The organism is Curtobacterium sp. PhB128, from assembly GCF_004340725.1.
Classification (GTDB): Bacteria; Actinomycetota; Actinomycetes; order Actinomycetales; family Microbacteriaceae; genus Curtobacterium.
In genome coordinates, this window is record NZ_SLUR01000004.1 from 321403 (window position 1) to 348056 (window position 26654).

Sequence of the window (26654 nt, forward strand, 5' to 3'; positions counted from 1 at the left end):
GGTTCGTCGCTGGGAGCGCACATGTGCATCCACAAAGGTCGGGGGATGGCGAACTTCAACCGCATCCTCGGCATGGCCTCGAAGGTCATCGACAAGCAGCTCCAGAAGCGTGGGCAGGGGGACGGTGCGCCCGGCAACGGAGCGCAGCGCGCTGGCGGGACCGACTGGCGTGACGTCGTCCGCGGTGCAGCGGACCGGCTGACGGGCGACGACCGGGGCCAGCAGCAGCAGCGGCCGCAGCAGCAGTACGGCCAGCCGGAGCAGCGGCAGTACGGCCAGCAGCAGTACGGGCAGGCGCCCCAGCAGCAGTACGGCCAGCAGCAGTACGGGCAGCCGCAGCAGCACGGCCCGGCCGACTCGGACAAGGTCGCCCTGGCGAAGTACGACTACCTGCTCCGCACCTCGTCACCGGACCAGCTCGAGCAGGTCCACCACGACGCCTTCGCCCGCCTCACCCCCGCGCAGCGGCAGCAGGTGCGCAACCGCCTGAACTCCGAACTCCCGCCGCACGAGCACCTGCGCGACGACTCGGCGGGCGGCATGGCGCGCGCGATGACCCGCGGCGAGGTCCGCCGTCCGGGCCTGATCCGCCGCGTCCTCGGCGGCTCGAGCAACGGCAACGGCAACGGCCGCGGGCGTGGTGGCGCCTTCGCCGGCGGTGCCGCGGTCGGCGCCGGCGCGATGGCGCTCGGCGGCATCGGTGTCGCGGTCGCCGGGGGAGCGGTGCTGAGCGCCGCCGCCGGGCCCGTGCTGGCCGAGGCCGCGAACCTCGGCGTCGACTTCGACGGCATCGCCTCCGGCATCGGCGACCTCGGACTGGCCGACCTCGGGGCCGACCTCGGCGGCGGCTTCGAGGGGATCGCGGGCGAGGGTGAGCAGCTCCTCGGCGGCCTCGGTGAGCAGGCGTCGGGCCTCGGCGAGCAGGCCTCGAACCTGGGCAACGACTTCCTCGGGGGCCTGTTCGACCGCTGACCCACGCCCCTCGGGTGGACTCGGTGCAGATCCATCGGGAATAGACGGACGTCGCGCGGCACTTGGATTGTTTCGTCGTGCGACGTCTGTCGCACGTGTGATTCGGACGGGCGACCGCCGCGGTGTCAGGATGGACGCCGCCCGGCGACCCGGTCCGTGCAACCACAGCGGCTGCAGCACGGTCGCCACCACCCTTCCCACGAGGAGCACCACCGTCATGAGACGCCCGAACCGCCTGACGATCACCGCGGCCGTCGCCGCAGCAGCAGCCCTGGTCCTGACCGGCTGCTCGGGTGGGAGCTCGTCCGACGACGGTGACGGCACGGCCAAGGGCGGCACGCTCAACATCCTGACGACGGCCACCGCGGTGCACCTCGACCCGGCGACGAGCCAGAACCTGAACATCACCACCTTGGGTCTGGTGCTCCGCCGGCTGACGGCGTGGGACGTCGAGCCCGGCAAGGCCGCCAAGGTGGTGCCGGACCTGGCGACGAACACCGGCGACTCGAGCGACGGCGGCAAGACCTGGACGTACCACCTGAAGGACGGGCTGAAGTTCCAGGACGGCACGCCGATCACCACGAAGGACATCAAGTGGGGCATCGAGCGCTCGTTCGCGCCGACCCTGACCGGTGGCCTGAGCTACCACAAGTCGCTCCTGGTCGGTGGCGAGGACTACAAGGGCCCGTTCGACGGCAAGACCCTCGACAGTATCGAGACGCCTGACGACTCGACCATCGTCTTCAAGCTCAACGCCGCGTACGGCGACTGGCCGTGGCTCGTGTCGATGCCGGCGTTCGCTCCGGTTCCCGACGGCGACGGCACGGACACGGGTGCGTACGACAGCAAGCCGGTCGCGTCCGGGCCGTACCAGGTGCAGTCGAACACCCAGGGCTCGCAGATCACCCTCGTCCGGAACAAGGAGTGGAGCGCGAAGACCGACGACGTCCGCACCGCCGGCCCGTCGAAGGTCGTGTTCAAGGAGAGCCAGGATCCGTCGACCGTCACGCAGACGCTGATCGCCGACAACGGTGACGCGAAGGACTCCTTCGGCGCGAGCTACCTCGGCGCAGCCGAGCTGAACCAGGTGCGGAGCAACCCCGCCGCCCAGGACCGCCTCGCCACGTCGAAGGCCGGCCCGATCAACTACATGGCGATCAACACCCAGAAGGGATCGCTCAAGGACCTCAAGGTCCGTCAGGCCCTGCAGTACGCCGTCGACAAGAAGTCGTACCGGATCGCTGCGGGCGGCGCGCTCGCCGGTTCGTACGCCACGACCCTCATCACCCCGGGCATCGCGGGCCGCGAGGACTACGACCTGTACAAGCCCGGCGCGAACGGTGACGTCGCGAAGGCGAAGCAGCTCCTCAAGGACGCGGGCGTGTCCGACCTCAAGCTGACCCTGGCGACCCAGAACGACCCGACCTACCTCGCCCAGGCGCAGGCGCTGCAGTCCGGCCTCAAGCGCGCCGGCATCACCGTCACGCTGAAGCCGCTCGACGCGGACTCGTTCTACACCGCGACGACCGACGGCACCGACTTCGACCTGGCGCTGTTCAGCTGGCAGCCGGACTTCCCGAGCGCGAACGCCAACATCCAGCCGCTCTACGACTCGTCGCAGATCGGTGGCGGCGGCTACAACGTCTCGAAGTACAGCAACCCCGAGGTCGACGCGCTGATCAAGAAGGCCAGCGCCACCGTCGACCAGCAGGACGCGCAGAAGCTGTGGGTCGAAGCGGACAAGAAGATCATGGCCGACGCGCCGATCGTCCCGCTGACCTACGCGAAGCAGTCGTTCCTGGCCGGTTCGAACATGCAGAACTTCCAGATCGCGGACTTCCCGGCGTACCCGAACTACCTCAAGGTCTCGCTCGCGAAGTGAGTTCGCCGCTGCTCGAGGTCGAGGGGCTCCGCGTCGCGTTCGGCGACGCGGAGCCCGTCGTCCGTGATGTCTCCTTCACCCTGACCCCCGGTCGTGTGCTCGCCCTCGTGGGGGAGTCCGGCTCCGGCAAGTCCGTGAGCGCCATGAGCGTGCTCGGCCTGCTGCCGCCCGAAGCGCGGGTCTCCGGCAGCGTCCGGTTCCGTGGCGAGGAGCTCGTCGGCGCCTCCGACGACACGCTCCGTGCCGTTCGCGGCGCCGGCATCGGCGTCGTGTTCCAGGAACCGATGAACTCCTTCACGCCGGTGCTGTCCATCGGCACGCAGGTCGCCGAGGCGATCCGGGCGCACCCGACGGACCTGGATCGTGCGGCGGTCTCCGCGCGCGTCGACGAGCTGCTGCGTGCCGCAGGCCTCACCGACCCCGAGCGCATCCGCAAGGCCTACCCGCACGAACTGTCCGGCGGGCAGCTGCAGCGCGCCATGATCGCGATGGCCCTGGCCGGGGACCCGGTCGCGCTGATCGCCGACGAGCCGACGACCGCCCTGGACGTCACGGTGCAGGCCGGGATCCTCGACCTGCTCCGCCGACTCGGTCGCGAGCGCTCCCTGGCCGTCCTGCTCATCACGCACGACATGGGTGTGGTGGCGGACGTCGCGGACGAGCTCCTGGTGATGCGCCGCGGCGACCCCGTCGAGCACGGCACGGTCGCCGAGGTCTTCGCGCACCCGTCCGCCGACTACACGCGCGAGCTCCTCGCCGCCGTCCCCAGCCTGGAGGCCCGTGGCGGCGCCGCCGACGCTGCTGCGGATGTCGAAGGGGACCCGTCCACTGCCCGGGCCGACGAGGCGGAGGCGAGCCGTTCCTCCCGTCCGCTGGTCGCGCAGCTGCGCGACGTCGCCGTGCGGTACTCGCGCCGCGGCGGACCGACCGTGTCGGGTATCGACCTGGACCTGCGGGCCGGCGAGACCGTCGGGCTGGTCGGGGAGTCCGGGTCCGGCAAGTCGACCATCGGCCGCGCGCTGGCGGGCCTGGTGCCCGTCGTCGAGGGCTCGGTCGAGGTCGACGGCAGCGACCTGCGGACCGCCAGGGGCCGACGGCTCCGCGAGCTCCGCAGCCGCGTCGGCATCGTCTTCCAGGACCCGGCGTCGTCGCTCAACCCGCGGCAGACCATCGGCTGGAGCATCGCCGAGCCGTTGCTCGTGCACGGGACGGCCTCGGCGGCCGACCGTGCGGAACGCGTCCGTGAACTGCTGACCGCCGTGCAGCTCGACCCGTCGTGGGCCGAGCGGTTCCCGCACCAGCTCTCTGGCGGGCAGCGCCAGCGCGTTGCCGTCGCGCGGGCCTTGGCGCTCCGTCCGGCGCTCGTCATCGCCGACGAGCCCACCTCGGCGCTCGACGTGACCGTGCAGGCGGCCGTGCTCGACCTGCTTGCACAGCTGCAGGACGAGTTCGGGTTCGGCATGCTCCTCATCAGCCACGACCTCGCGGTCGTCCGGCAGCTCGCTGACGAGGTCGTCGTCCTGCACGACGGTCGCGTGGTCGAGCGGGGGACCACGGACGCCGTGCTCGACGACCCGCAGCAGGACTACACGCGCATGCTGCTCGCAGCGGCGCCCGTCGCCGATCCCGTGCGACAGGCGGCCCGCCGCGAAGCCTGGCGCGCCTGGGAAGGAGTGTCCTCGTGACCGCCAACGTCGTCGAGCGCCCCGTGGCCTCGTCCGGACGCACCACCGGCTTCCGCGCCGTGGTGCGCCGCATCCGGCAGGACCGCTGGGCCGTGACCTCGGCGGTCGTCATCGTCGTGTTCCTCGTGGTCGCCGTCGCGGCGCCGCTCATCAGTGCCGTCACCGGGCAGGACCCCTACGGGTACGACATCGACGCGCTCAACTCGTTCGGGGCGCCGAAGGGCTTCGGCGGGGGGATCAGCGGCGAGCACTGGTTCGGCGTCGAGCCGCTGACGGGTCGCGACCTGTTCGCGATCGTGACGTACGGTGCCCGGACGTCGCTCGGCATCGGGCTCGCGGCGACCTTCCTGTCGATCGTCATCGGAGTGCTCGTCGGCGTCACCACCGGCTTCTTCGGCGGCTGGTACGACCGCGTGCTCTCCCGCGTGGTCGACGTGATCTTCGGCTTCCCGTCGCTCGTCTTCATGATCGCCCTGACCGCGATCGTGCCGACGTCGTTCCCGAAGCCCGTCCTGGTCGTGCTCGTCATCGGGTTCTTCGGCTGGCCGTCCGTCGCCCGCGTGGTCCGCGGCCAGACACTGTCGCTCGTCAGTCGGAACTACGTCGTCGCCTCCACCGCGATGGGCGCCGGCCGGTGGCACGTCATCCGCACCCAGCTGCTGCCGAACCTCGCGGCGACGATCACCGTCTACGCGACGATCTCGATCCCGTCGATGATCGGCGCCGAGGCCGCGCTGTCGTTCCTGGCCGTCGGCGTGACCCCGCCGACGCCCTCGTGGGGCCGCAGCATCGGCGACGCCGTCGGCTGGGTGCAGACCGACCCCATGTACCTCGTGTTCCCCGGAGTGGCACTGTTCCTCATCACCCTCGCGTTCAACGTGCTCGGCGACGCGCTGCGTGACGCCCTCGACCCGAGAGGAGCACGCCGATGAGCACCTTCCGCTTCATCGCGATCCGCGTCCTCGGTGCAGCCGTCGTGCTGCTCGTCGTCGCCGCGATCACCTACGCACTGTTCATGCTGCTGCCGACGAACCCCGCGCGGGCGATCTGCGACAAGCCCTGCACGCCGGACCGGCTGCGCGAGGTGCAGGCGTTCCTGGGCACCGACAAGCCCTGGCTGGCGCAGTTCGGCGCCTACCTGGCGGGGATCTTCACCGGCCGCACGTTCGGCAGCGGCGCATCCGTGATCACCTGCGCCGCACCGTGCTTCGGGTACTCGTTCCAGCTGCACGAGAGCGTCACCGACCTGATCCTGTCCCGCCTGCCCGTCACCGCGTCGATCGCCGTCGGTGCCGCCGTGCTCTGGCTCGTCGCCGGGGTGTTCGGCGGAGCGGTCTCGGCGCTCCGTCGCGGCACGTTCGTCGACCGGGCCGTGATGACCGTCGCGGTCGCCGGGGTCTCGTCGCCGGCGTACCTGATCGGGTTGCTCGGCATCCTGCTGTTCGGGTTCGTGCTCGGCATCCTGCCGACGAGCGGGTACGTCGCGTTCACCGACGACCCGGTCGGCTGGTTCACCCACCTGATCCTGCCGTGGTGCGTGCTCGCGTTCATCAGCGCCGCGATCTACGCGCGCCTGACCCGTGGCGAGATGCTCGAGTCGATGTCGCAGGACTTCGTCCGGACCGCTCGGGCCAAGGGCCTGCGCGAGCGCCAGGTCGTCGTGCGGCACGGACTGCGCACCGCGATCCTGCCGGTGGTGACCCTGTTCGGGCTCGACCTCGGGTCGCTGCTCGGCGGTGCGGTCATCACCGAGAAGGTGTTCTCGATGCAGGGCCTCGGCGCGCTGCTCATCGACGCCGTGCACACCCTCGACCTGCAGGTCGTCGTGGGCTTCACGTTGTTCTCGGCGCTGTTGATCGTCACGGCGAACGTGATCGTCGACGTGGTCTACGCGTTCGTCGACCCGCGGGTGCGGCGCCGGGCGTAGCTCAGGCGGCGTCCCACCAGCGCAGCACGCGCGTGCCGTGGAGCGTGAGCCACTTCGACGGCTCGCCCTCGGGGACGTCGACCTCGAACCACTGCCGACCCGGCGGCCGCGTTCCCTGGGTCCACGTCCCGTCGTCGTTCCTGGCGGCACGGACGACCTCGATCGCCTCGGCCGCCCGGGGGTCCGGCGCGGTACCGTCCTGCAGCGCAGCAACCCGCAGGTGGTCGGTGACCCGGAGCGCCGAGTAGATCCAGCGCAGCGGGTACGCGAACCGGGTAGCCCACGGCCCGACGAGCTCGCCGTCGTGCTTCCGGAACAGCAGCCGTCGTTCGAGCAGGTACTCGGTACCGCGGAGTCGAGCCGCTCGGAGTTCCGCTGCTCGGGGGTGGTTGCCGCCGGTCAGCTGCTCGTGCTGCAGGAGCCCCTCGATCACGTTGAGGGTCGAGTGGAACGACGACACGGTCGACCCCTCGATCCACTCGCAGTGCCAGCCGCCGTCGTCGAGCTGGTGGTCGAGGAACCAGTCCGCCAGCTGTCCGACGTCGGCACCGAGCCAGGCGCCGTTCGCCAGGGTGAAGGCGTTGATGCAGCAGTCGACCTCGCCGCTCCAGTAGGGCAGGTCCTCGTACTCCCAGCGGCTGTTCGTCGCGAGCCGGGCGGCCGTGTCCCCGAGGACCGCGGAGTCGAGCCCCCAGTCGCGCAGGGCGTTCAGCGACCAGGTCGTCGCCGTGTAGGGCTGCCCGGGGTCGTCCGCCTCGGGACCGTCGAAGTCGAAGTCCGCCGGGAAGTACGCGCCGCCGGCCCACTGCCCGTCGGGGTCCTGGTGCGCGAGCATCGCCGCCCCGAGGCCCTCGGTCGCGACCCGCGCCCGGGTCTGCTGCCAAACCGCCGACGGCGCACCGGTCAGATCACGCTCGACCTGCCACCGGACCGCCGGGTCCGAGTCGAGCAGCCACTCGACCACCGCGTCGTCGCTCATGGCGCGGAGGCTACGCCGTGCGGCGCACGCGCGGTGGCGCGAGGGCGGCTCGTGCGAGGTTGTTCACTCCGTGCGGGGGAACAACCTCGCACCGAGTGAACAACCTCGCACCGAGCAACAGCCTGCGCGGTGGATCAGAAGTAGGTGATGCCGTGCGGGGTCCGCGGGGGCAGGAGCATCGCGCGCAGCAGCTCGATCGACGCGGGGTCCGCAGCGCGGACCAGGCCGGCGGCCGCCAGGGTGACGGGCGAGACCGACCCGATGAGCAGCGCTCCGAGCTCTGCCACGTCGAGCTGGACGTCGGAACCGGCCACGTCGACGTCGTCGGCGATGCGCGTGACGCTGCCACGGGCCTCCTGGACGTCCAGCCGGTACGTGCCGGTCGTGTGGCCGAGCGCATCGGTGACCGCGAGTGTCAGCGAGCCGTCGACGGCGAACGGCCGCGACTCGAGCACGGCGGCCACGTCGAGGACGCGCAGCCAGACGTGGTCCTCTTCGTGGTCGACGTCGTACGCACGGTTGTCGCCGAGGGCCGCGACGATCGGGTCGTCGAGGCGCGAGCGGTTGTACTTCACGACGTCGTTCAGGTCGATCGACAGCACGAACTCCCACAGCGCCGTGTAGGCCTGGTCGTTCGCGTAGACCAGGTCGACGATCTCGAGTGCGGTGTCGGAGGACCCGTCTTCCTTGACGCGCCAGGTGACGTACCCGTCGATCTCGTCCGTGCCCTCGGCGCGGTGCACCGCCGCACGGACGTCCTTCGCCTTCTGGCCGTCGTTGCCGAGCAGTCCGAAGACCACCGGCCAGGTGCCCGCGTTGCGGACCATCGAGCCGGGCGTGCGGGTGTGGAAGCGCTCGAAGACCGCCTTGCCGGGGCCGTCGGCGAGCCACTGCGGCGTGACGACGGACACCGAGCCCGACGTCGGGGCGAGGAGGGGGAGTGCGCGTTCGCGACGTACGCGCACCGCGCGCTCGCGGATCGCGCTGCCGAAGCCGAAGCGGCGGTAGATCGTGCCCTCGGACGCGGTCAGGGACGCCACGGCGTAGCCCTCGGCGACACCGCGCTCGAGCGCGTGCGTCATCATGCGGCGCAGGATGCCGCGGCGACGCTCGGTGGGCCGGACGGTGACCGCGGAGATGGCCTGCGTGTCGACGGACGACCCGTCGCCCCAGCTCAGTGCCTTGCGGAACCACGTGAAGGTGCCGGCGGGCCAGGTCTCGTCGACGGACCCGGGGAAGGGCTTCCGGACGTAGACGCCCAGGAAGGTCTCTTCGTCGGCGATGAAGTGGGACGCCATACGGGCTGCACCTTCGGCGTCCGGATCGGCTTCGTGGAACCCGAGGCCGACGGCCTGCATCCACGATCCGGTCTCGGCGTTCGGTGCCCCCTCGTCATCCGTCCCGGGCGCGAACTCGCGCAGCTCGTAGCGGTCGTCGAATGCCTCGTTGCTCACGCTCACGACCCTATCGGGACCGGGTGACGTCACGGCAAGGTGCGACGGGCCTCCTGCGCGACGACCTCGTCGAGGTCCGCCAGCGACCGCATCTGCTGCAGCGGGCGAGCCATCCGGTGGTTGTCACGGAGCGCAGGCTCGGTGCGCGCGAGGAACGCCCAGTACCCGGCGGTGAAGGGGCACGCGTCGTCGCCGACCCGCTTCGTCGGGTCGAAGCGGCAGCCCCCGCAGTGGTCCGACATCCGGTCGATGTAGCGACCGCCCGACGTGTACGGCTTCGTGGCGACCATGCCGCCGTCGGCGTGCTGGGACATGCCGATGATGTTCGCCGGCATCACCCAGTCGGTGCCGTCGACGAACACGTCGGTGAACCACTCGGTCAGGTGCACCGGGTCGTAGCCGCGCTGCAGTGCCCAGTTGCCGAGCACCATGAGGCGCTGGATGTGGTGCAGCCAGCCGTGGTCGTGCAGGCCCTCGATCGCGGTCCGCACGCAGACGGCGTCGATCTCCGACGCGTCGAGTTCCCGCCACCAGTCGGGGAGTCGTCCGTGCGCGCCGAGGGCGTTCTCCGATGCGCCGTAGTCGTCGCCGAACCACCAGTAGAGGTGCCAGACGTAGTCGCGCCATCCGGCGACCTGGCGGACGAAGCCCTCGACGCTGGCGAGCGGGGCGGCCTCGGTGCGGTGCGCTTCGAGGGCGGCGTCGATCGCCTGCCGCGGATCGAGCACCCCGAGGTTCATCGGCACGCTGAGGAGCGAGTGCGCCATCGTCCAGTCGTTCGTCAACGTGGCGTCCTCGAACGGCCCGAAGTCGCCGAGGCGCACCGCGACGAAGTCGTCGAGCGCACGCTGGGCCTCGTCCGCCGTCACCGCGAACCGACGGGTGTCGTCGCGGCCGACGAACCGGGCGGTGCCGTCCCGCTCCCACCGGTCCAGGTCGTGCCGCACCTGGTCGTCGACGTCGTCCTCGTCCGGCCACCAGGGCTCGGGCAGCCCGAGGGTCGTCGCGCCCTTCGGTGGCGGCTGACGGTTCTGGTCGTCGAGGCTGAACTTCCCACCGATCGGCTTGCCGTCGCGCAGCAGCCAGCCCTCACGGCGCCGGACACGCTCGTAGTGGTCCTCCATGCGGAACCGACCCGTGCCCTGCGCCGCCCACTCCGCGAACTCGTCTTCGTCGGTCACGAACCCGCGGCTCGGCAGGACCACGGTGCCCCGGCCCCAGTGCCGGATCTGCGCGCGGAGGGTGCGGGACGGCGGATCGATCGCCTCGAGGTCGTCGCGGCCGGTCAACGCTTCGCGGAGGGTGTCGACCTGGACGTGCTCGGCACGGTCACCGAGTTCGTGGACGCGGTGGCGCAGGGCACTCAACCAGAGGTGGGCCTTCGCCCGGTGGACGGGGCGAGCGGTGAAGAACTCGCGTGCCTCGACGACGAGGGCCGGGCCACCGTCGTCGAACAGGGGCCCGTACTGGCCGGGGAGGACCAGGCGACGACGTTCGGAGGGCATGGGTGGACCGTACCCAGCGAGTGGGGTGGAGCTGTCAGTCAGGGGCGTTCGTCGACGAGGGCGATGAACCGGCTGCCGATGCCCTCGACCTCACGTCGGGTGAGCCCCGCAGTCGGTTCCGGCGCCTGGTACGGCTCGTGGTAGTCGCACATCAGGTAGTCCCACTCCGGCCACCACTTCTTCGGCCGCGCTTCTTCGGCGAACGCGCAGACGACGCACTCGAGGCGGACCCAGACCTTCTTGGCACCCGTGCGGTTCGCTCGGGACTGCACGAGCCACGCGGGCGGATCCTGTTCGATCGCGTCGAGTTCGGCTTCGCTGAGACGCGAGGGGATTCCGTGGTGGGTCGCCATCTCGAGGGTGATGTCGAGTCGAACGGCGGCGTCGCGTCGGGAGAGCATCCGACAAGATTAGGTTCTGTCGGGGCTCAGTGCCGTCGGCGATGGGGACGAGCCCGGTCGCGCGACAGTTCCGCTCTGCGGCATCTGCCACAAGCGGAGCCCGATGTGCGGGTGTGAGCTCGTAGACTCCTCGTGATGGCTGGGATCACCGTGGCGTCGCGGACTCGGCGAGGGCGCCGTACAGGCCGTGGCATTGCGGCGGACAGCACGCGGTGGGACGTGCAGGGGCTCCGCGCGTTCGCGGTCCTCGCCGTGCTGCTGTACCACCTGTGGCCGACGAGGCTTCCCGGCGGTTTCATCGGTGTCGATGTCTTCTTCGTGATCTCGGGCTTCCTGATCACCGGGCACCTGCTCCGCGAGGTCTCCGCGACCGGCCGGATCGCTCTCGCCGGGTTCTGGGCTCGTCGTGCGAAACGACTGCTCCCCGGCGCCTTCCTCACGCTCGTCGCCACTGGGGTCGCGGTCCTCCTCTGGGTGCCGAGCGCGCTCTGGGGGCAGTACGGCCGGGAGCTCATCGCCTCGGCCGTCTACGTCCAGAACTGGCAGCTCGCGGCCGATTCGGTGGACTACCTCGCCGAGGGCAACGGGGCGTCCCCGTTCCAGCATTTCTGGTCACTGTCGGTCGAGGAGCAGTTCTACATCGCGCTGCCCCTGCTGCTGCTCGGGGTCCTGTGGTTCGCGCACCGCGCACGCCGAGCACAAGCCGACCCGGTCGTCGTGACCCGCGTCGTGCTCGGCGTCGTCGTGGTGCTCTCGCTGACGTGGAGCATCGTGCAGACCGGGACCGCGTCCGGGATTGCCTACTTCTCGACGGCGACGCGAGCGTGGGAGTTCGCACTCGGCGGACTCGCCGCGACGATTCCCCTGGGCGTGCCGCGGTCGAGTGGGACGCGGACGACCCGGGCGATCGTTGCCTGGGTCGGTGCCGGCGGGCTGGTCGTCTCGCTGTTCGCCATCACCGCTGCGACGCCGTTCCCGGGCATCGCGGCGGTGCTGCCGGTCGTGTCCGCGACGCTGGTCGTGCTTCTCGGTTCGCATTCGGGACTCGAGTTGGTCGGTCATGTCGCCCCTGTCCGTTTCACCGGTCGGATCTCGTACGCCGTCTACCTCTGGCACTGGCCCGCGATCGTCCTCCTGCCGATCGTCACGCGCCACGAAGCGACCACGCTGGACAAGGTCGTGATCGTCGTCGGTGCGCTGACCCTCGGCGCGGCCACCACCCTGCTCGTCGAGGAGCCGCTCCGGTTCTCCGCGCGCGTCCGGCGCCTCCGACCCCGCCGGGTTGCGGTCTACGGGGTGCTGAGCACCCTGGTCGTGGTGGCGCTGGGCGCGACCTCGCTCACGGCCCTCCACGTCCAGCAGGTCCGGACAGCGCTGCTGGCGGAGCGCCTCGGCTCCGGCAACGTCGCGTGCTTCGGAGCCGCGGCGGAGATCGCTTCGGCCGACCCGTGCGTGAACCCAGCCCTCGCCGACGTCCGCGTGCCGTCCGCAGCGAACGCGGTCGCCGACGACGCCAACCGATCAGCCTGCTGGTCGAACGACTCGAGCACGTTCCGAGTGTGTTCCCTCGGTCCGACCACCGGGTACTCGAAGCACCTCATCGCGATCGGTGACTCGCACAACAACGTGCTGGTGGACGCCTACGCGCGGATCGCGGAGCAGCGCAACTGGCGCATCGACGTCGCCGGTCACCAGAGCTGCTACCTGACGACTGCCGAGCAGCAGGCGGGGTCCAGACGCCAGGTCAACGCGTGCACCGGCTGGAAGCAGAACGCCATGGACCACCTCCGGTCACACCCCGACCTGGACGGCGTGATCGTGACGCACTCGAGCGGTAACGGCCCGGTCGTGGTGCCGGAGGGGAGCACGGACGAGCAGACGGTCGTCGACGGACTCGTCACAGGATGGAGCGCCGCCGCCGAAGCCGGTATCCCGATCATCGCGCTCCGCGACAACCCTGCAGCACGCCCCGATGTCGTTGCGTGCGTCGGTCAGATGTCGGGACCGACCACCCCAGCCTGCGACTCTTCGCGTGCCGACGCCCTCGCACGGTTCGACGGATCCGCGGAGGCCGTCGACCGCGTGCACGGCGCTGCCCGTCTCGTCGACCTCACGGACTCGTACTGCACCGACACGGTCTGCCCCGCCGTGATCGGCGGCGTACTCGTCTACCGCGACCAGACACACCTGACGAACACGTTCGCGACGACACTCGCGCCGTACCTCGGCGACGAGATCGACGCCGCGTTGACGGCGATGCGATCTTGATCGGAACCGCCGGCGGAGGAAGCCCCCGTTCTTGCCGACGGCTTGCCCCTGAGCGTCAACGGCGCTTCGCAATGGTTGCACCCGCGATCGGTCGCACCTACGCTGCCCGCATGTGATGGTGGATCGGAACCGGCGTGGTCCTGGCTGTGCTCCTCGTGCTGTGGTTCGTCATGCACCGGTACACCAACTTCGGCTCTCGGGCGGCGCGGTACGAGGGGAGCGACCCCGAAGTCGCTGAAGCCCTTCGGCAGGCTGAGTCCGACATCGCGCGGGGGCGCATGTACTTCTGAGGCTCTCGCAGGCGAGCGAGCGAAGCGAAGGAGGACGTCCCCGGCTACAAGGGGCGTCAGGCCCCGGGGCTCGTGTAGTGCCGGGACTGCCGCATGAAGAACCACCATCCGAATGCGAGCATCAGCGGCCCGGCCATGGGTGCGATGTCAGCGAGCCACGTCGGGACCAGCAGCTCGTCGGTCTTGCCGAGCACGACGGTCGCAGGCAGGTACGCGATGAACGCCAGCGGCAGCGCGAACGTCAGCGCGAAGACGCCCGCGGGACCGAACACGGGAAGCGGGTAGGCCCCGAAGTCGGTGAGCGTGTTGTCGACGCTGACCTTGAGGTCACGGGTGGATCCCAGCCGGAACGACAGCCCTGCGAGACCGATCTGCAGCCCGGCCTCGAGCAGACCGCCACCGATCGCGGCCGCCACGGTGAGTGCGACCAGCCAGGGCGTCCAGTCGATCGGCGCGAGCGTGATGGCGGCCACGAGGATCCCGAGCCCGAGCACCAGGTCGCCGAGGGTGCCCAGGTTGAACCACCTGGTCAGCAGCTGGATCAGCGGTGGTACGGGGCGGAGCAGGAAGCGGTCGTACTCGCCCTCGCGGATCACCATGTCGGTCGCCAGGTGCTGTCCGAAGAACACCGTCCCGACGCCGTGTGCAGTGAGCCGCAGCCCGTACAGGAAAGCGATCTGCGCCGTCGACCAGCCGGCGATGACGCCGAACCGGTCGAGCAGGACGCCGATGAACAGCAGCTGCGTCCCTTGCAGGGCCGCACTGCCCGCCATCATCAGGATCAGGTTGCCCTTGTAGATGAGGGACTGCCGGAACGCCGCGGCGAGCAGGATCCGCCACTGGCGGAACCAGCCGGGAGGCTCGGTGGCGGTCCCCGGGGCGACCGTGCGTCCGATGTCAGCCACCGTTGATCACCGTCCTCCGCAGGGCGCGCAACCACACCAGGTGGGCGGCGAACGCGAGCGCGACGATCCAACCGGCCTGCAGGGCGAGCTCACCGAGGACGTTCCAGCCCGGCGTCCGCTCGAACCAGATCGAGAGCGGGGTGAAGATCTGCGCACTGAACGGCAGCACACGGAGCACCGCGGCGAGGCCGTCCGGCATGAACCACAGCGGGATGAGCGAGCCTGAGCAGAACGCCGCCGCCATGCTGTAGATCATGTAGGCGCCGCCGACGTCGGTGGTCCAGAACGCGGTCAGCCCGACGATGAGGTTGCACTGGATCGCGATGACCAGACCGAGGACGGCGCTGAGCACGAACACGAGGGTCTGCCACCAGGTGCTCGGAGCGGGAACCGCTCCGAGCAGCAGCGCCAGGGCGAGCCCGACGATCGCCTTCGGCACGCTGGCGAGGGAGCTGCCGAGCTGCGCGGCGACGGTCTGCGTGATCAGCCCGACCGGCCGCATGATGTCGAACACCACATTGCCGTCGCGCACCCGTCGGTTCAGCGACGAGAACTGCCACGGCTGGAACACGACGGCGAACAGGGCGCCGAGGACCGCGTACCCGACGGCGTCGGCACGGTCGACGCCGCTCACCGAGGTGCGGTCGCCGTAGACCGCGTTCCACACGAGCATCACGAGGACGACCCGCATCACCGTGGTCACCGTGCCGACGAGGACATCGGCGCGGAAGACAAGGACGGAGCGCAGCCCTTGCCCGACCAACGCGAGGCGGACCGCGAGCGGGCCGGCGGGCCGGTCGCGGGCCTCCAGGACGTCAGCCGACACGGCGCACCGAGCGTGCCGTGTAGATCTCGGTGATCACGTCCTCGAGTTCCGGCTCGTGGACCGTGAGGTCCGCGATCGGCAGCGCGGCCGTGGTCCGGGCGATCGCGGTCGAGGTGGACACCTCGGTCGGGTCGTACCGGAGGTCGAGGAGGTGAACATCACCGTGCTCGTGCGTCCCTGCTCGCTCGACGCCCTCGACCCACCAATCGCGCGGCTCCGGCCCGGACAGTTCGACGCGCAGGGTTCGGTGTGGCAGGTACGCCCGGCGGAGCGCGTCGATGTCGCCGTCGAACAGGATCCGACCGTCGTCGATGATCACCACACGACGGCACAACTGCTCCACGTCACCGATGTCGTGGGTGGTCAGCATGACCGTCGTGCCAGCGGTGCGGTTGCGCTCCCGGACGAATTCGCGGATGCGTGCCTTGGCGACCCCGTCGAGCCCGACGGTCGGCTCGTCGAGGTACAGCACCGGCGGCTCGTGCAGCATCGCCGCGACGAGGTCCCCACGCATCCGCTGTCCGAGGGAGAGCGTCCGGACCGGCCGGTCGATGAAGGACCCGAGGTCGAGCAGGTCCACGAACTCGTCGAGCGTGCGTCTGTACGCCGACGGGGCGACGCCGTAGAGCTTCGCGAGGACGTCGAACGAGTCTCGGAGCGGCAGGTCGAACCACAACTGCGTGCGTTGCCCGAACACCGCACCGATGGTGCGTGCGTTCGCCGAACGGTCCTTCCACGGCACGACACCGTTCACTCGGACCTCGCCACTCGTGGGGACGAGCACACCTGTCAGCATCTTGATCGTCGTCGACTTCCCGGCGCCGTTCGGGCCGAGGTAGCCCACGATCTCGCCCGGCTCGATCGACAGCGAGACGCCGTCAACGGCCCGGTTCGTGACCGTCTTCGTGGTGAACAGGTTCCGCACACCCGAGAACGCACCCTGCACCCGGACGGGGCGTGAGAACTCCTTGACCAGACTGTCGGCGACGATGAGCGACATTCGTCCAACGTATCGAAGAAAGCCCCCAGTGGCGAGGAACCGACATCGCCCGACGCCGCTGTGAGAGCATCGCCGGATGCACGACGATGTTGCGAACGACGTGCGGAGCGAACCGTTCCGCTCCGGTGAATCCGTGGTCCTCCGCAGTCTGCACGCGCTCGGTTCGCACGGTCGAGCCGTCGCCTTCGCCGTCGCGGGTCGAGTCCTCGTCGATGACGACGACGTCGCGGTGGTCGCGAGTCCGCTCGGTTCCGCGGTCCGTCGCCGGGCCGGTACCGGCAGCGGACCGAACGCGCGGCTCGTCCTCCCCTCGGACTGGGACGGCTCCTACGTCGAGGACAGCTGGTTCGGAGCGACCGTGGTCCGCGTGCACCCGAAGGGCGCAGCGTGGTCGGTGTGGCGCTGGCACGACGGGACGCAGTGGCTGCCGGACTGGTACGTCAACCTCGAGCTGCCGTGGGTGCGTACCTCCGTCGGCTTCGACAGCCAGGACTGGACCCTCGACGTCATCGCGACCCGAGACGATGCGGGCCGCTGGTCGGTTCGGTACAAGGACGAAGACGAACTCGCGTTCTACACGGACGAGGGCCTGGTCACGGAAGCGGACCGCGCGATGATCGAACGCACCGGCGAGGATGCCGCCGCGGCCGTGCACGCGGGCTCGTTCCCGTTCGAGACCGACTGGTCGCGGTGGGTGCCGGACCCGAACTGGTCCGCCCCGCAGATGCCCGCAGGGTGGGATGCCGTCCGCTAGCTCCGCTCAGTGCGTCTGCGCTGCGAGGTCGGCGTAGGCGGCGGCGTACCAGCTGACGGTCGAGTCGCCCGACGTGGGCCCGATGGTGATCGAGTCGGCCGAGGTCACGACGTAGAGGTCTTCGTCGTGGCCGCACTGGACCGGGCGCACCGCGAGCTCCCTGCCGGTGTCAGCGCCGTCGGCGATGCGACCGCCCCAGACGGCGATGCGGACGGTTCCGTGTCCCTGGCAGGCGAGGGACACGCGGACGTGTGCGCGCTCGCCGCCGTCTGCGACGCCCAGGGACAGCCGACTCGACGCGTCGTTGGTCCCGGCACCAGCGCCGAGTTCGCCGGGCTGGTCCGCCCACCGGTCCTGGACGTTCTCCATCCAGGCGGATGCGACCTCGACGTCGTCGACCGGCGTCGCACGGCCGGAGCAGGCGGTGAGCGACACCACGATCACGAGCGTCAGCCCGATGATGCTGCTCCATCGGCGGCGGCGCAGGTGGTCGTGCACAGACGAGGCATTCATGTCGATCACAGTGTCGTGCACGCCGGCCGCGCTCGCACCCTCCCGTTCTGGCGTCTTACGCTGGGCGAGTGGTGAGCGCGATCGTCCTCGTGATGGCCGAGTACATGGTGGACGACTCCCCGCTCTGGTACCGCGGGTCGCGCGAGTGCATCGGGAGCGTTGATGCGGGAGCACTCGGGCTGAGCAGGCCGCTGCGCGACGACCTCCGGGCGTGGAACGACGTCTTCGATTCCCACGGGGAGCCCGACTTCGACTGGCCTTCCGGAGCGGTCCGTGACGCTCATCGCGTCGAAGCATTCGTGCTCGCGAGCCGTGTGCAACTCGAGCTCGGTGACGATGCTCATGTCTGGTGCGGAGCCGGCGCCGGCATCGACACGGTGGCCGAGGCGGGTACTGCCGTCGTGCTGCCGAGTGCACGGCCCGGAACCGATGTCGAGTTCTTGCGTGACGGGGAGCGGGACGTCCGGTCGGCACGCGCCGCGGGTACTGGTGATGGCACCGCGAAGGCGATCGTGCACTGGCGTGCCCTCACCGAACGAGTCGGGACGCCGTTCGGTGACGCCGAGACCCGCGCACTCGGGCTCCGGACGGCAGCGCGCATCCAAGCCGATGTCGGCGTTGGTGCCCAGGTGGTCTTCCTCAGCGGCGCATCGGTGGCGTATCGATCGGACGAGTTCGGCTGAGGCTGACACCCTCCAAGCACACGCTGTTCCGGACAGTCCCTACGGTGGTGGGATGCGTTCTCTCGCCAAGCTCGATGACTGGTCTCCGTCCGACGTCCATGCGGTCTTCGAGCTTGCTGACGCGTACCAGCACGGCCGGGGACCGGTGACGGCGGGGTCGGCAGCCATGTTCTTCCCGCCGACCAGTCTGCGAACCAGGGTGACGTTCGAGCAGGGTGCTTCGCTGATGGGGCTCGGTCCGATCGTGTTCCCGGACACGACGCTCGACAAGCCAGAGGCGCTGGCAGACGTCGCCCGGTACCTCGTCAACTGGGTCGACATCATCGTGGTGCGTCACCGTGACCTCGCCGTCATCGAGGGACTGGTTGCCGCGCATGCGCTGCCTGTCGTGAACGCCATGACCGACGAGAACCACCCGTGCGAGGTCCTCTCCGACCTCTACGCACTGCGGCAGCGTGGGGAGATCTCGTCGCTCCGCTTCCTCTTCGTCGGGGCGGACGGCAACATCGCCAGGGCATGGCAGGAAGCTGCTCGAGTCCTGCGACTCGACCTGGTCCAATGCTGCCCGGCCGGCCTCGCAACGCCGGGCGCTGCATGGACCGACGACCTCGAGACTGCCGTGCGGTCGGCGGACGTGATCCTGACGGACGGCCCCGGAGCGCACGCCGACGCCCTCGAGTCGTACCGGATCACCGCGGCGCTCCTCGACCTCGCGCCGACGGGAGCCCGCTTCGACCCGTGTCCGCCGTTCGTGCGTGGCCGTGAGGTCAGCGCCGATGCCGTGGAACACCCCGCGTTCGTCGGGCACGGGTTCAAGGCCGCACTGCTCCCGGTGCAGCAAGCAGTGATGGCGTTCTGCCTCGGTCTCGGACCGTCGGGCGGCTCCGCCAGCCGTCAGTAGTCGGGGTCCTGGCGGTCCTGGTCCTGCCAGGGGAGCATCCGACCGGCGACCAGCGAGAGCACGCCCCCGAACATGAAGACGAGCAGCACCGCCCACCAGGGGTTGCGTCGTTCGCGCGGCTGCTGTCCGTCCATGCCGTCACGATAGCGGGTCAGTCGGTCGCACCCCGGGGCGGTTCGACGAGCAACCCGACGCGGTCGGCCAGGTAGTCGGCGAGCGGGACGGCGGAGCCCGCGGCCGGTGACCAGCGGACGAGCGGTACGTCGTCCTCGACGAAGAGCACCCCGGTCGAGTCGACGAGCGTCCCGTCCAACGCGATCGCCGTGGTGCCGTGGTTGACGGTGTCGCCGGCCGCGAAGTGTCCCTTCGCCGCAGCAGCGCGGTAGGCCCGACGGACCTCCGCCGAGACCGACTGGAACTGCGCCCGGCCCGGATCGGTGACCCGGGTGATCGCCCCGGTGGCCCAGACCCGACCGCCGGACTCGAGCGACGAGCCGATCAGCAGTGCACCGACGCGCCACACGCGACCGAGGGGCCGCATGGTCGCTTCGCGGCGGATGCCGAGCACCGCCTTCGGCTGCGCGTACTCGCCGAGCGCCTCGTCCGGCACCCCGGCGGCACGGAGCCGTCGTGCGGCGTCGTCGAGCAGTTCCCTCGCTCGCTGCACTCCGTCGGTCACGTCCACCGAGCCTAGACCGAGGCCTGCCCCGAGCCCCGGTGCGATGCCCTGCGGCGCCCGTGACCGGCCGTCGCACGTCGCCCGTGCCCGGACGCCCCACGTCGACGGCGCGCGGCCGTGACCGTGCCGATGGTGATCATCACGCCGCCGTACGCCAACAGGACCCCGGCGACGGTCGGGATGAGCCAGCTCCGCGACCCGTTGACGAGCTGGTTGACGACACCGATCTCGGGGACGCTGTACCAGACCACGCCCCGGATCTGTGCGGCGGTGACGGGGTGCGGGTCAGCCTTCGCGTTGTTGTCGCCCTTGAGGACGAACGTGCGCGCCCCGTTCGACGACGAGGACACCGAGGTCACGCGGTGGCTGATGACGGCCGGCTGGCCGGAGACGATCTGGTAGGTGACGACGTCGCCCACCTCGATGTCGTCGACGGCGGTCGGGCGGACGACGAGCAGGGTGCCCGGGGGCAGCGTCGGCTCCATCGACTGGGTCAGGACCGTCAACGGCATCGACCCGGTGGCCTTGGGGACGACGATGAGCACGACGGCGAGGGCCGCGACGAGCAGGAGCAGTCCGGTGCTGAGACCGAGGACGACGGCGTGCACGACCGCACGCCCACCGGAGCGCTCCGCACGTTCGGGACGAGCCGCCGCGCGGGTCACGCGCCGCACCGGATCGCCGCGCCGTTGTTCTGCGTGAAGAGCGTGACCGGGCCGCTCCCGGCGACGGTCGAGGTCGGGTTGCCGGCGCTGTCGAGGACCTTGACGGTGACGGTGAGCGTGCCGGAGGTACCCGCGCTCGCCGGGATGTCGCTCGGGGCGATGGTGATGAACGCCGAGTAGTCCTGGGCCTTCTGTCCGACCGGCGTGGTCCCGACGTAGGCGGCGTACCAGGTCTCCTTGGGGCGGCCTGCGGCGTCCCAGGTGACGTCGACGTAGTTGCCGCTGTGGTCGTTGCAGGTCAGCGCTGCCTCCGCTGCCGAGGTGTTCAAGTAGAAGCCTCCCTGCACGACGCCCGAGGTCCAGCTGCCGCTCGCCACGGTGAGGTTCACGTTCACGTTGGCCGTGGCGGATGCAGGCGCCGAGGACTTGGGCGTGCTGCGGGTGCACCAGATGGCCGAGGCGCCGGCGGCGAGCTTGGACGTCATGCTCGGCAGTGACGCCCAGGTGCCGGTGACCGAGCCGCTGCCGACCGCGGTGTTCGTCGTGCACGCCGCGGTCGTGGCGACGGGCCACGCGACGACGGTGACCGCCTGCGCGAGCGCCGTCGAGCTGCCGGAGACGACGGACACGGTGGTCGTCGCGGTGCCGGCGATGGAGCCCGAGTTGGTGAGCGTGATCGGCTTCGTGACCGACGTCACCGTGGACGAGAAGGTGGTGGTCAGCGCGCTCGTGCCGGCGATCGAGGCGGAGACCTTGCCGATCGTGACGCTCGAGGCCGTGGTGCCGGACGCACTCCACAGTGCCCAGGCGGCGCTCGACCCACCGCCGACGAACACGGCGGTGAGCAGCACGGCGACGACGAGCCGGAGACGGCGGTTCATGCGGAGACCTGCGTTCCGGTGACGGTGAGGGTGAAGTCGGTGACGGCGCCGGACACGCTCTGCGGCGCGTCGGCGTCGAGGACCAGCTCGACACAGCCGACGGTGCTCGCACCGGGCTGGAGCGTGAACGAACCGCTACCGGTGTCGAAGGCGGCGAGACGGCCGCTCGCGCCGGACAGCCCGGCGGCGCAGGCCGCAGCCGATGACACGTTGGTCAGACGGAGCGTCAGCTCGCCGAGGACGGCCGCCGACGACGCGTTCGTCGCGTAGGCGACGTTCGTGGACGTCGTGGCGACGCGCATCGAGAGCGGGATCGAGCCGGTGTTCTTCACGGCGAAGGTGCCGGTGACCCCGGTACCCGGTCCGAGGACGGTCGTGTTCATCGTCGACAGGGTGCCGACGGTGATCGTCGCGGTCGCGGACTTCACGGTGGTGGCCGCGGTGCTGGCGGTGCCGTTCCAGAGGGCGTAGGTCCCGCCGACGCCGAGGAGCGCCGTGGCGACGGCGACGACCAGGGCGAGCGCGACGGGCAGGATCCACCGGTGGCGTCGTGCCGCGCGGTGGCGGCCCGTCGTCCTCGGTGTCCCGGTCATGTGCGTCCCCTGGTGCTCGTGAGCCTCTGCTGGTGCGGGCCACAAGGGCCCAGACGGGCCACAAGGGCCCAGACGGGCCACAAGGGCCCAGCACGGGCCACGACCGGCGGATCAGGGGCCGGTCGTGGCCCGCGTCAGTGCGATCGGTGGATCAGGAACCGATCGCGGTCTGGGTGAGCGTGAAGGCCAGGGCGCCGACGTTGATCGACCCGTTCTGCCCGGTCGTCGCCGAGGACGGCAGCGTGATCGTGAAGACGACCTTGACGGTCGAGGTCGACGCCGACGGCGAGACGACGAAGGTGTTCGCGTTCGACGTGGACTGCACGACGGTGGCGCTCGAGGACGTCACGGCGAGGGTCTTCTGCGTCGCGGCGAGGAGTGCGGAGTCACCGGTGATCGACTGGCTGGCGTAGGTCAGGTTCGCCTTGAGGTCCTGGCCGGTCGCACCGATGTTCAGCGTCTGCGTGAACTGGAACGTGTTGCCCGGCACCATCAGGGCGGTGGTGGGGTTGATCGCGGTCGAGCGGCCGTTCGTGATGTCCGTCCAGGCGCCGTCGTTGTTCGCGCTGAGGGTCAGCGTGCCGGAGCTCACCGAGGATGCGGCGCTGGAGGCACTGGCGTTCCAGAGGGCGAAGGTGCCTGCTCCACCGAGGAGGAGGGCGATGCCGGCTGCGCCGGCGATGGCACCGGTGACGATCTTGTGCATGGTGGCGGGTCCGTTCTGTGCGTTCGGGGCGCACTGGATTCCACCGGCTCGTGATTCGGGTCGTCGTGCCGGTGGGACGGTGTCATCGACCTCGCGGGTGAGGGGTCGCGGCTGACCTTTGCCGAGAGCGGTCGCCGGGCTCCGGAGCGCAGATCTGCTGCTCGGGCGGGCTGGACTCGCTCTGGTGACGACGGTACTCGTCCCCCAAAGTGCGGACAAGTAGTAACATGCTTTCGCATGGACCCAAAACGGGGGTGATTTTTGTCCACCCTGTGGAGGACATGTTTGTACCCCGATCATCACCGGAATGCCGGACGTCCCCCGACCGTTGCACCGACCGGAAACGAGGAGGGCCCATGGGCATCGTGCGCTGGCTGTTCGACGCGCAGATCGTCATCGGCGACCAGACGGTGCTCTGGCGCGAGGTGATCGGCAACGTCTTCGGGCTGCTCAGCGCGCTCGGCGGTATGCGCCGCAAGGTCTGGGCCTGGCCCGTCGGGCTGGTCGGCAACGCGCTCCTGTTCACCGTCTTCATGGGCGCACTGTTCGACACCCCGAACCCCGTCAACCTGCTCGGCCAGGCCGGCCGCCAGGTGATGTTCATCATCGTGAGCATCTACGGCTGGTACCGCTGGACCCACCGCCCCGACGACACGTCCACCGTGATCGAACCGCACTGGGCATCGTGGCGGACCCGGATCCTGCTGGTCGTCGGCATGGTCGGTGGGACCGCCCTGCTGACCCCGGTGTTCCGCGCCCTCGGGTCGTACGAGCCGGTGTGGAGTGACGCGTGGATCTTCGTCGGCTCACTGCTCGCCACCTACGGCATGGCGAAGGGCTGGGTCGAGTTCTGGCTCATCTGGGTCGCGGTCGACCTGGTCGGTGTCCCGCTCCTGTTCTCGGCCGGGTACTACGCGTCGGGTCTCATGTACGTCTTCTACGGCGTCTTCACGCTGACCGGGTTCTTCGTCTGGGCGAAGCAGCGGGTGAAGCCCCCGGCAGCCCCCGTCACGGTCGGCTGACGAGCCGGCTGACGACTCGGCTGAACGGCCCGCTCACGCCGAGCCGGTCCACGCCGACCCGGCGTGGATGTGACGGCCCCCGGTCTGGGACGAGACAATGGGGTACCGCACACGATGGGATGGTCGGATGGAACCCCTGCACGGCGAACGCGTCGAGGACGATGAGTCCCTCGCCGAGCGCACCGTCCGCGGAGCGATCCGCGCCTACCGGCTGCACTCCTTCGACGCGGTCGACGCCTCGGTGGTGGCCGAGGTCGCGGGCATCCCGCTCGAGACCGTGGAGCGGTTGTTCCCCGCGTGGGAAGCCCTGTTGCTGGTGACGTACGACCGGTGGACGCAGCTGCGTGGCACCCGTCGGAAGACCCCGCCGGCGTGCACGATCGACCACGTCCGGCTGACCTTGGCCGAGGACGTCGCCGACCCGGGGCTCGTCCGCGTCCTCGCGGGCGTGATCACGGTCGCGAGTTCCGAGTCCGGCTTCGCCGAGCTGTTCCGCAAGCGCTTCGACGAGTACGTCGAGCAGCTCAGCAACGGTCTGCAGCGCGACTTCGACAACGGTGCCGAGGAATCGGCGATCCCGTCGTACCAGGCGGCCACGCAGCTGCTCGCGGTGTACGAGGGACTGCAGATCCAGATGCTCGTCCGGCCCCACATCGACGTCATGGTGGAGTTCGACCGGTCGGTCCGGACGCTCCGCCAGGGCTGGAAGCAGCACGAGATGCCGTCGTGGGACCTCGACGCCGACGTCCCCGAGCGCGAGACGCCGCAGCGCCAGCGACCGGCGGAACACCAGCAGACTGCACGCGAAGCCGAGCGGGAACCCCAGAGCCGTCCCTAACGGGAGACCGACCGCCGCCGCCACGACACGATCTGGCGCAGCGTCACCTTCGACCCGTACTGCGCGACCGAGTGCCGGAACAGGTACTCGGCGAACCAGAGCAGCAGGCCGGCGGCGACGAACACCTCGACGATGCAGACCACCGACTCGGTGACGCTCAGCGAGCCGACGGCGTTCCGCACCATGGCGGTGACGGGCGTGAACGTCGGGAAGTACGTGAAGAACGCGGCGACGGGCGACGTCGGGGTGGTCATCACGAAGAACGCCGCGTAGAGCGGGATGATCAGGGCGAAGATCGCCGCCGACTGCAGTGCCGAGGCATCCTTGATCGACGGCACCGCGGCACCGACGGCGACGAACAGTCCGGACGCCAGCAGCACGCCGCCGACGAGCAGCAGCGCGCCGACGAGCATGCGCCACGGGTCGATCGTCAGCCCGCCGAGCTGCGAGGCGACGAGTGGCAGGACGGCGAGCATCCCGACCAGCCCCGGGATGACGAACACCCCGACCTGCACGAACCCGACGAGCAGCATCGCGATCACCTTGCCGCGGATCAGGTCGCCGGCGGTGACGGCGGTCAGGATCATCTCGGAGATGCGGTTCTCCTTCTCCTCGACCACGACGGTCACCATGCGTGCCGCGAGCAGGATGACGAGTCCGAAGAAGGCGGCGACGTACAGGAACGGCGGAACGATCGACAGCCATCCCGGCGCGACCTGCCCGTCGGCGTAGGTCGTGACGTCGGTGGCCGGTGGGGAACGCAGGAGCTCGACCGTCTCGGGGTCGTCGACGGTCGCGGCGACGCTCTGCTCGAGCACCCGTTCGGCGAGCGACGAGTAGCCACCGTTCGCGAACAGGCCGCGGTCGGCGGCGTCGACGGTGATCGGCGAGGTCGAGGGGGAGGACGGGAACGAGATGAAGGCGTCGAGGTCCCCGGAACGCACGGCGGCGCGGTCGGCGTCGGCGTCGGTGGACGGCGACCCGCCCCACTTCGCCGCGACGGACTCGGACACCAGCCCGGAGTGGTCGACGTAGCGGAACGGGGTCTTCGTGGCCGACGAGCCCGAGACGACCGAGTCGGTGCCGGCTGCCTGTCCGATGCCGACGAGCAGGGACACGATGACGATGACGACCGGCAGTGCGAGGGTGCCGATCCAGAACGCGGGCTTCTTGACCGCGCGGACGAACTCGAACCGGACGACGGTCCCGAGGCGGCTCACGCTGCTGCCCCCGCGGCGGCGAGCGCGTCGTGGCCGTAGACCTGCACGAAGATCTCGTCGAGCGGGATCCGACGCATCTCGAACGCGGTGACGCGGACACCGTCCGCCACGAGCGCGGCGAGGATGTCGGCACCGTCCGGTGCTGCGGCGGACGTCGGCACGAGGTAGGCGACGTGCCCCTCGTGCCGCGCGAGCTTGTACAGCGGCGAGCGTGGGACCGGCCCGTCGAGGCCGACCCGGGCGACGGCACCGCCGAAGGCGTCCTGCACGTCGGGGATCGACCCGTAGGCGGCGGCGGTGCCGTCCTTGAGCAGCAGGATCCGGTCGCAGAGCCGCTCGACCTCGTCCATGTGGTGGGTCACGAGGATGACGGTCGCGCCGTCGGCCTTGCGTTCGTCGACCAGGTCGAGCAGCAGCCGTCGGTTCACGGGGTCGAGGCCCTTCGTCGGTTCGTCGAGGATGAGCAGCCGCGGCCGGTCCATGATCGTGATGCCGAGCTGCACCTTCTGCTGCTGCCCGCCGGAGAGCTTGTCGACGCGGAGCTTGGCGCGGTCGGCCAGGCCCACGCGTGCCAGGTAGTCCATGCTCCAGGCCGTCGCCTCGGGACCTCGGAGCCCGCGGAGCCGTCCGAAGTAGGACATCACGTCGATGACGGATTCCTTGCGGTAGAGCCCGCGCTCTTCGGGCAGGTACCCGATGCCACCGGTGGCGGGCCGGTAGGGCTGGCCGTCGATGGTCAGGGTGCCCGCGGTCGGGGTGGTGATGCCGAGCAGGGCACGGATCGTCGTGGTCTTGCCGGAGCCGTTGCTGCCGAGCAGGCCGAACGTCTCGCCGGCGGCGACGTCGAACGACAGTCCGTCGACCACGTTCCGGTCCCCGAACCGCATGACGAAGTCCTGCACGCTGATCGTCGCCCCGCTCATGCGGCGACCCTACCGGCAGCGGCTGACGTCTCGGATGCCGGTCGCGGCCCGAGATGGTGACCCCACGGCGGACGGGAGGCCCGGTGCCTGTGAACTGGTCCCGGTTTGTTGGACCGTGAAGTCAGATTAGGCCGCGAGGGCGTGAGCTCGGTATTGAACCGGGCTCATGCCCTCGAGTCGTG

Annotated in this window: 27 protein-coding genes; 11 read left to right on the forward strand and 16 right to left on the reverse strand. The window is 70.2% G+C overall.

What is annotated here, in order from left to right; genetic code table 11:
* The first annotated feature begins 45 nt into the window (after positions 1–45).
* The 5 genes from EDF23_RS09715 (at position 46) to EDF23_RS09735 (ending at position 6466) form a co-directional block, all read left to right on the forward strand.
* On the forward strand, positions 46–972 hold the full coding sequence (locus EDF23_RS09715) for a cation-transporting ATPase (RefSeq protein ID WP_131921534.1): 927 nt from the start codon (positions 46–48) through the stop codon (positions 970–972).
* A 217-nt stretch (positions 973–1189) separates the two neighbouring features.
* Entirely contained in the window at positions 1190–2854 is a 1665-nt protein-coding gene (locus EDF23_RS09720; RefSeq protein ID WP_165901084.1) for an ABC transporter substrate-binding protein, read from the forward strand.
* Positions 2851–4539, forward strand: a complete 1689-nt coding sequence (locus EDF23_RS09725; RefSeq protein ID WP_123938491.1) for an ABC transporter ATP-binding protein — start codon at positions 2851–2853, stop codon at positions 4537–4539. The genes EDF23_RS09720 and EDF23_RS09725 overlap by 4 nt, the downstream gene beginning before the upstream one ends.
* A complete protein-coding gene (locus EDF23_RS09730) occupies positions 4536–5471 on the forward strand; it encodes an ABC transporter permease (protein ID WP_131921535.1) in 936 nt (311 codons plus the stop codon). The genes EDF23_RS09725 and EDF23_RS09730 overlap by 4 nt, the downstream gene beginning before the upstream one ends.
* Complete coding sequence (locus tag EDF23_RS09735) at positions 5468–6466, forward strand: ABC transporter permease (protein ID WP_123672464.1); 999 nt, start codon at positions 5468–5470, stop codon at positions 6464–6466. The genes EDF23_RS09730 and EDF23_RS09735 overlap by 4 nt, the downstream gene beginning before the upstream one ends.
* A 1-nt stretch (position 6467) precedes the next feature.
* Here EDF23_RS09735 and EDF23_RS09740 read toward each other — a convergent pair whose 3' ends face one another.
* The 4 genes from EDF23_RS09740 to EDF23_RS09755 all read right to left on the reverse strand — a co-directional run bounded on the left by EDF23_RS09740 (position 6468) and on the right by EDF23_RS09755 (position 10805).
* Positions 6468–7445, reverse strand: coding sequence for a squalene cyclase (locus EDF23_RS09740; RefSeq protein WP_131921536.1), 978 nt, complete (start codon positions 7443–7445; stop codon positions 6468–6470).
* Positions 7446–7579: 134 nt separating this feature from the next.
* Positions 7580–8899 (reverse strand): GNAT family N-acetyltransferase, encoded by a 1320-nt coding sequence (locus EDF23_RS09745; RefSeq protein ID WP_131879514.1) that lies wholly within the window; start codon positions 8897–8899, stop codon positions 7580–7582.
* 29 nt (positions 8900–8928) lie between these two features.
* Positions 8929–10404 carry a cryptochrome/photolyase family protein gene (locus tag EDF23_RS09750; protein ID WP_131921537.1) on the reverse strand — a complete coding sequence of 492 codons (1476 nt, stop codon included), beginning with the start codon at positions 10402–10404 and terminating at the stop codon, positions 8929–8931.
* Between the two features lie 38 nt (positions 10405–10442).
* A complete protein-coding gene (locus EDF23_RS09755) occupies positions 10443–10805 on the reverse strand; it encodes a hypothetical protein (protein ID WP_123291944.1) in 363 nt (120 codons plus the stop codon).
* A 135-nt stretch (positions 10806–10940) separates the two neighbouring features.
* Between EDF23_RS09755 and EDF23_RS09760 the strand changes: the two genes are divergently transcribed.
* Positions 10941–13073 (forward strand): acyltransferase family protein, encoded by a 2133-nt coding sequence (locus EDF23_RS09760; RefSeq protein ID WP_123291945.1) that lies wholly within the window; start codon positions 10941–10943, stop codon positions 13071–13073.
* 346 nt (positions 13074–13419) lie between these two features.
* Here the strand turns inward: EDF23_RS09760 and EDF23_RS09765 are convergent, their stop codons facing one another.
* The 3 genes from EDF23_RS09765 to EDF23_RS09775 are packed head-to-tail and all read right to left on the reverse strand — an operon-like array spanning position 13420 to position 16094.
* Positions 13420–14268, reverse strand: a complete 849-nt coding sequence (locus EDF23_RS09765; RefSeq protein ID WP_123938497.1) for an ABC-2 family transporter protein — start codon at positions 14266–14268, stop codon at positions 13420–13422.
* On the reverse strand, positions 14261–15094 hold the full coding sequence (locus EDF23_RS09770) for an ABC-2 family transporter protein (protein WP_131921538.1): 834 nt from the start codon (positions 15092–15094) through the stop codon (positions 14261–14263). The genes EDF23_RS09765 and EDF23_RS09770 overlap by 8 nt, the downstream gene beginning before the upstream one ends.
* A complete protein-coding gene (locus tag EDF23_RS09775; protein WP_131921539.1) occupies positions 15084–16094 on the reverse strand; it encodes an ATP-binding cassette domain-containing protein in 1011 nt (336 codons plus the stop codon). The genes EDF23_RS09770 and EDF23_RS09775 overlap by 11 nt, the downstream gene beginning before the upstream one ends.
* 133 nt (positions 16095–16227) lie before the next feature.
* On the opposite strand from EDF23_RS09775, the gene EDF23_RS09780 reads away from it, so the two are divergent.
* Entirely contained in the window at positions 16228–16848 is a 621-nt protein-coding gene (locus EDF23_RS09780; RefSeq protein ID WP_131921540.1) for a DUF402 domain-containing protein, read from the forward strand.
* A gap of 6 nt (positions 16849–16854) precedes the next feature.
* Here the strand turns inward: EDF23_RS09780 and EDF23_RS09785 are convergent, their stop codons facing one another.
* A complete protein-coding gene (locus tag EDF23_RS09785; RefSeq protein WP_131921541.1) occupies positions 16855–17361 on the reverse strand; it encodes a hypothetical protein in 507 nt (168 codons plus the stop codon).
* 71 nt (positions 17362–17432) lie between these two features.
* Between EDF23_RS09785 and EDF23_RS09790 the strand changes: the two genes are divergently transcribed.
* Together EDF23_RS09790 and EDF23_RS09795 are read left to right on the forward strand one after the other, a co-directional pair.
* Positions 17433–18044, forward strand: coding sequence for a hypothetical protein (locus tag EDF23_RS09790; protein ID WP_131921542.1), 612 nt, complete (start codon positions 17433–17435; stop codon positions 18042–18044).
* A gap of 52 nt (positions 18045–18096) precedes the next feature.
* Positions 18097–18945 carry an ornithine carbamoyltransferase gene (locus EDF23_RS09795; protein WP_123291951.1) on the forward strand — a complete coding sequence of 283 codons (849 nt, stop codon included), beginning with the start codon at positions 18097–18099 and terminating at the stop codon, positions 18943–18945.
* On the opposite strand, the gene EDF23_RS19215 is transcribed toward EDF23_RS09795, so the two are convergent.
* The 6 genes from EDF23_RS19215 to EDF23_RS09820 all read right to left on the reverse strand — a co-directional run bounded on the left by EDF23_RS19215 (position 18939) and on the right by EDF23_RS09820 (position 22469).
* On the reverse strand, positions 18939–19079 hold the full coding sequence (locus EDF23_RS19215) for a hypothetical protein (protein WP_165901085.1): 141 nt from the start codon (positions 19077–19079) through the stop codon (positions 18939–18941). The two genes, EDF23_RS09795 and EDF23_RS19215, sit on opposite strands and share 7 nt — an antisense overlap.
* 17 nt (positions 19080–19096) lie before the next feature.
* Positions 19097–19624 (reverse strand): hypothetical protein, encoded by a 528-nt coding sequence (locus EDF23_RS09800; RefSeq protein ID WP_123938504.1) that lies wholly within the window; start codon positions 19622–19624, stop codon positions 19097–19099.
* A gap of 11 nt (positions 19625–19635) precedes the next feature.
* Positions 19636–20289 carry a signal peptidase I gene (locus EDF23_RS09805; RefSeq protein ID WP_243648877.1) on the reverse strand — a complete coding sequence of 218 codons (654 nt, stop codon included), beginning with the start codon at positions 20287–20289 and terminating at the stop codon, positions 19636–19638.
* Complete coding sequence (locus EDF23_RS09810) at positions 20286–21170, reverse strand: hypothetical protein (RefSeq protein ID WP_131921544.1); 885 nt, start codon at positions 21168–21170, stop codon at positions 20286–20288. Before EDF23_RS09810 ends, EDF23_RS09805 begins: the two co-directional genes overlap by 4 nt.
* Positions 21167–21763 (reverse strand): TasA family protein, encoded by a 597-nt coding sequence (locus EDF23_RS09815; RefSeq protein ID WP_131921545.1) that lies wholly within the window; start codon positions 21761–21763, stop codon positions 21167–21169. Before EDF23_RS09815 ends, EDF23_RS09810 begins: the two co-directional genes overlap by 4 nt.
* A gap of 151 nt (positions 21764–21914) precedes the next feature.
* Positions 21915–22469 carry an alternate-type signal peptide domain-containing protein gene (locus tag EDF23_RS09820; RefSeq protein WP_123291956.1) on the reverse strand — a complete coding sequence of 185 codons (555 nt, stop codon included), beginning with the start codon at positions 22467–22469 and terminating at the stop codon, positions 21915–21917.
* Positions 22470–22825: 356 nt separating this feature from the next.
* Here EDF23_RS09820 and pnuC point away from each other — a divergent pair, with 356 nt between their 5' ends.
* Together pnuC and EDF23_RS09830 are read left to right on the forward strand one after the other, a co-directional pair.
* The gene (gene pnuC / locus EDF23_RS09825; RefSeq protein WP_131921546.1) at positions 22826–23491 is read left to right on the forward strand and encodes a nicotinamide riboside transporter PnuC; all 666 of its coding nucleotides are present in this window, start codon (positions 22826–22828) and stop codon (positions 23489–23491) included.
* A 127-nt stretch (positions 23492–23618) separates the two neighbouring features.
* The gene (locus EDF23_RS09830) at positions 23619–24329 is read left to right on the forward strand and encodes a hypothetical protein (protein ID WP_131921547.1); all 711 of its coding nucleotides are present in this window, start codon (positions 23619–23621) and stop codon (positions 24327–24329) included.
* Here the strand turns inward: EDF23_RS09830 and EDF23_RS09835 are convergent.
* A complete protein-coding gene (locus EDF23_RS09835) occupies positions 24326–25549 on the reverse strand; it encodes an ABC transporter permease (RefSeq protein ID WP_123291959.1) in 1224 nt (407 codons plus the stop codon). The genes EDF23_RS09830 and EDF23_RS09835 overlap by 4 nt on opposite strands.
* The gene (locus EDF23_RS09840; RefSeq protein WP_123338726.1) at positions 25546–26472 is read right to left on the reverse strand and encodes an ATP-binding cassette domain-containing protein; all 927 of its coding nucleotides are present in this window, start codon (positions 26470–26472) and stop codon (positions 25546–25548) included. Before EDF23_RS09840 ends, EDF23_RS09835 begins: the two co-directional genes overlap by 4 nt.
* Positions 26473–26654: the final 182 nt, after the last annotated feature.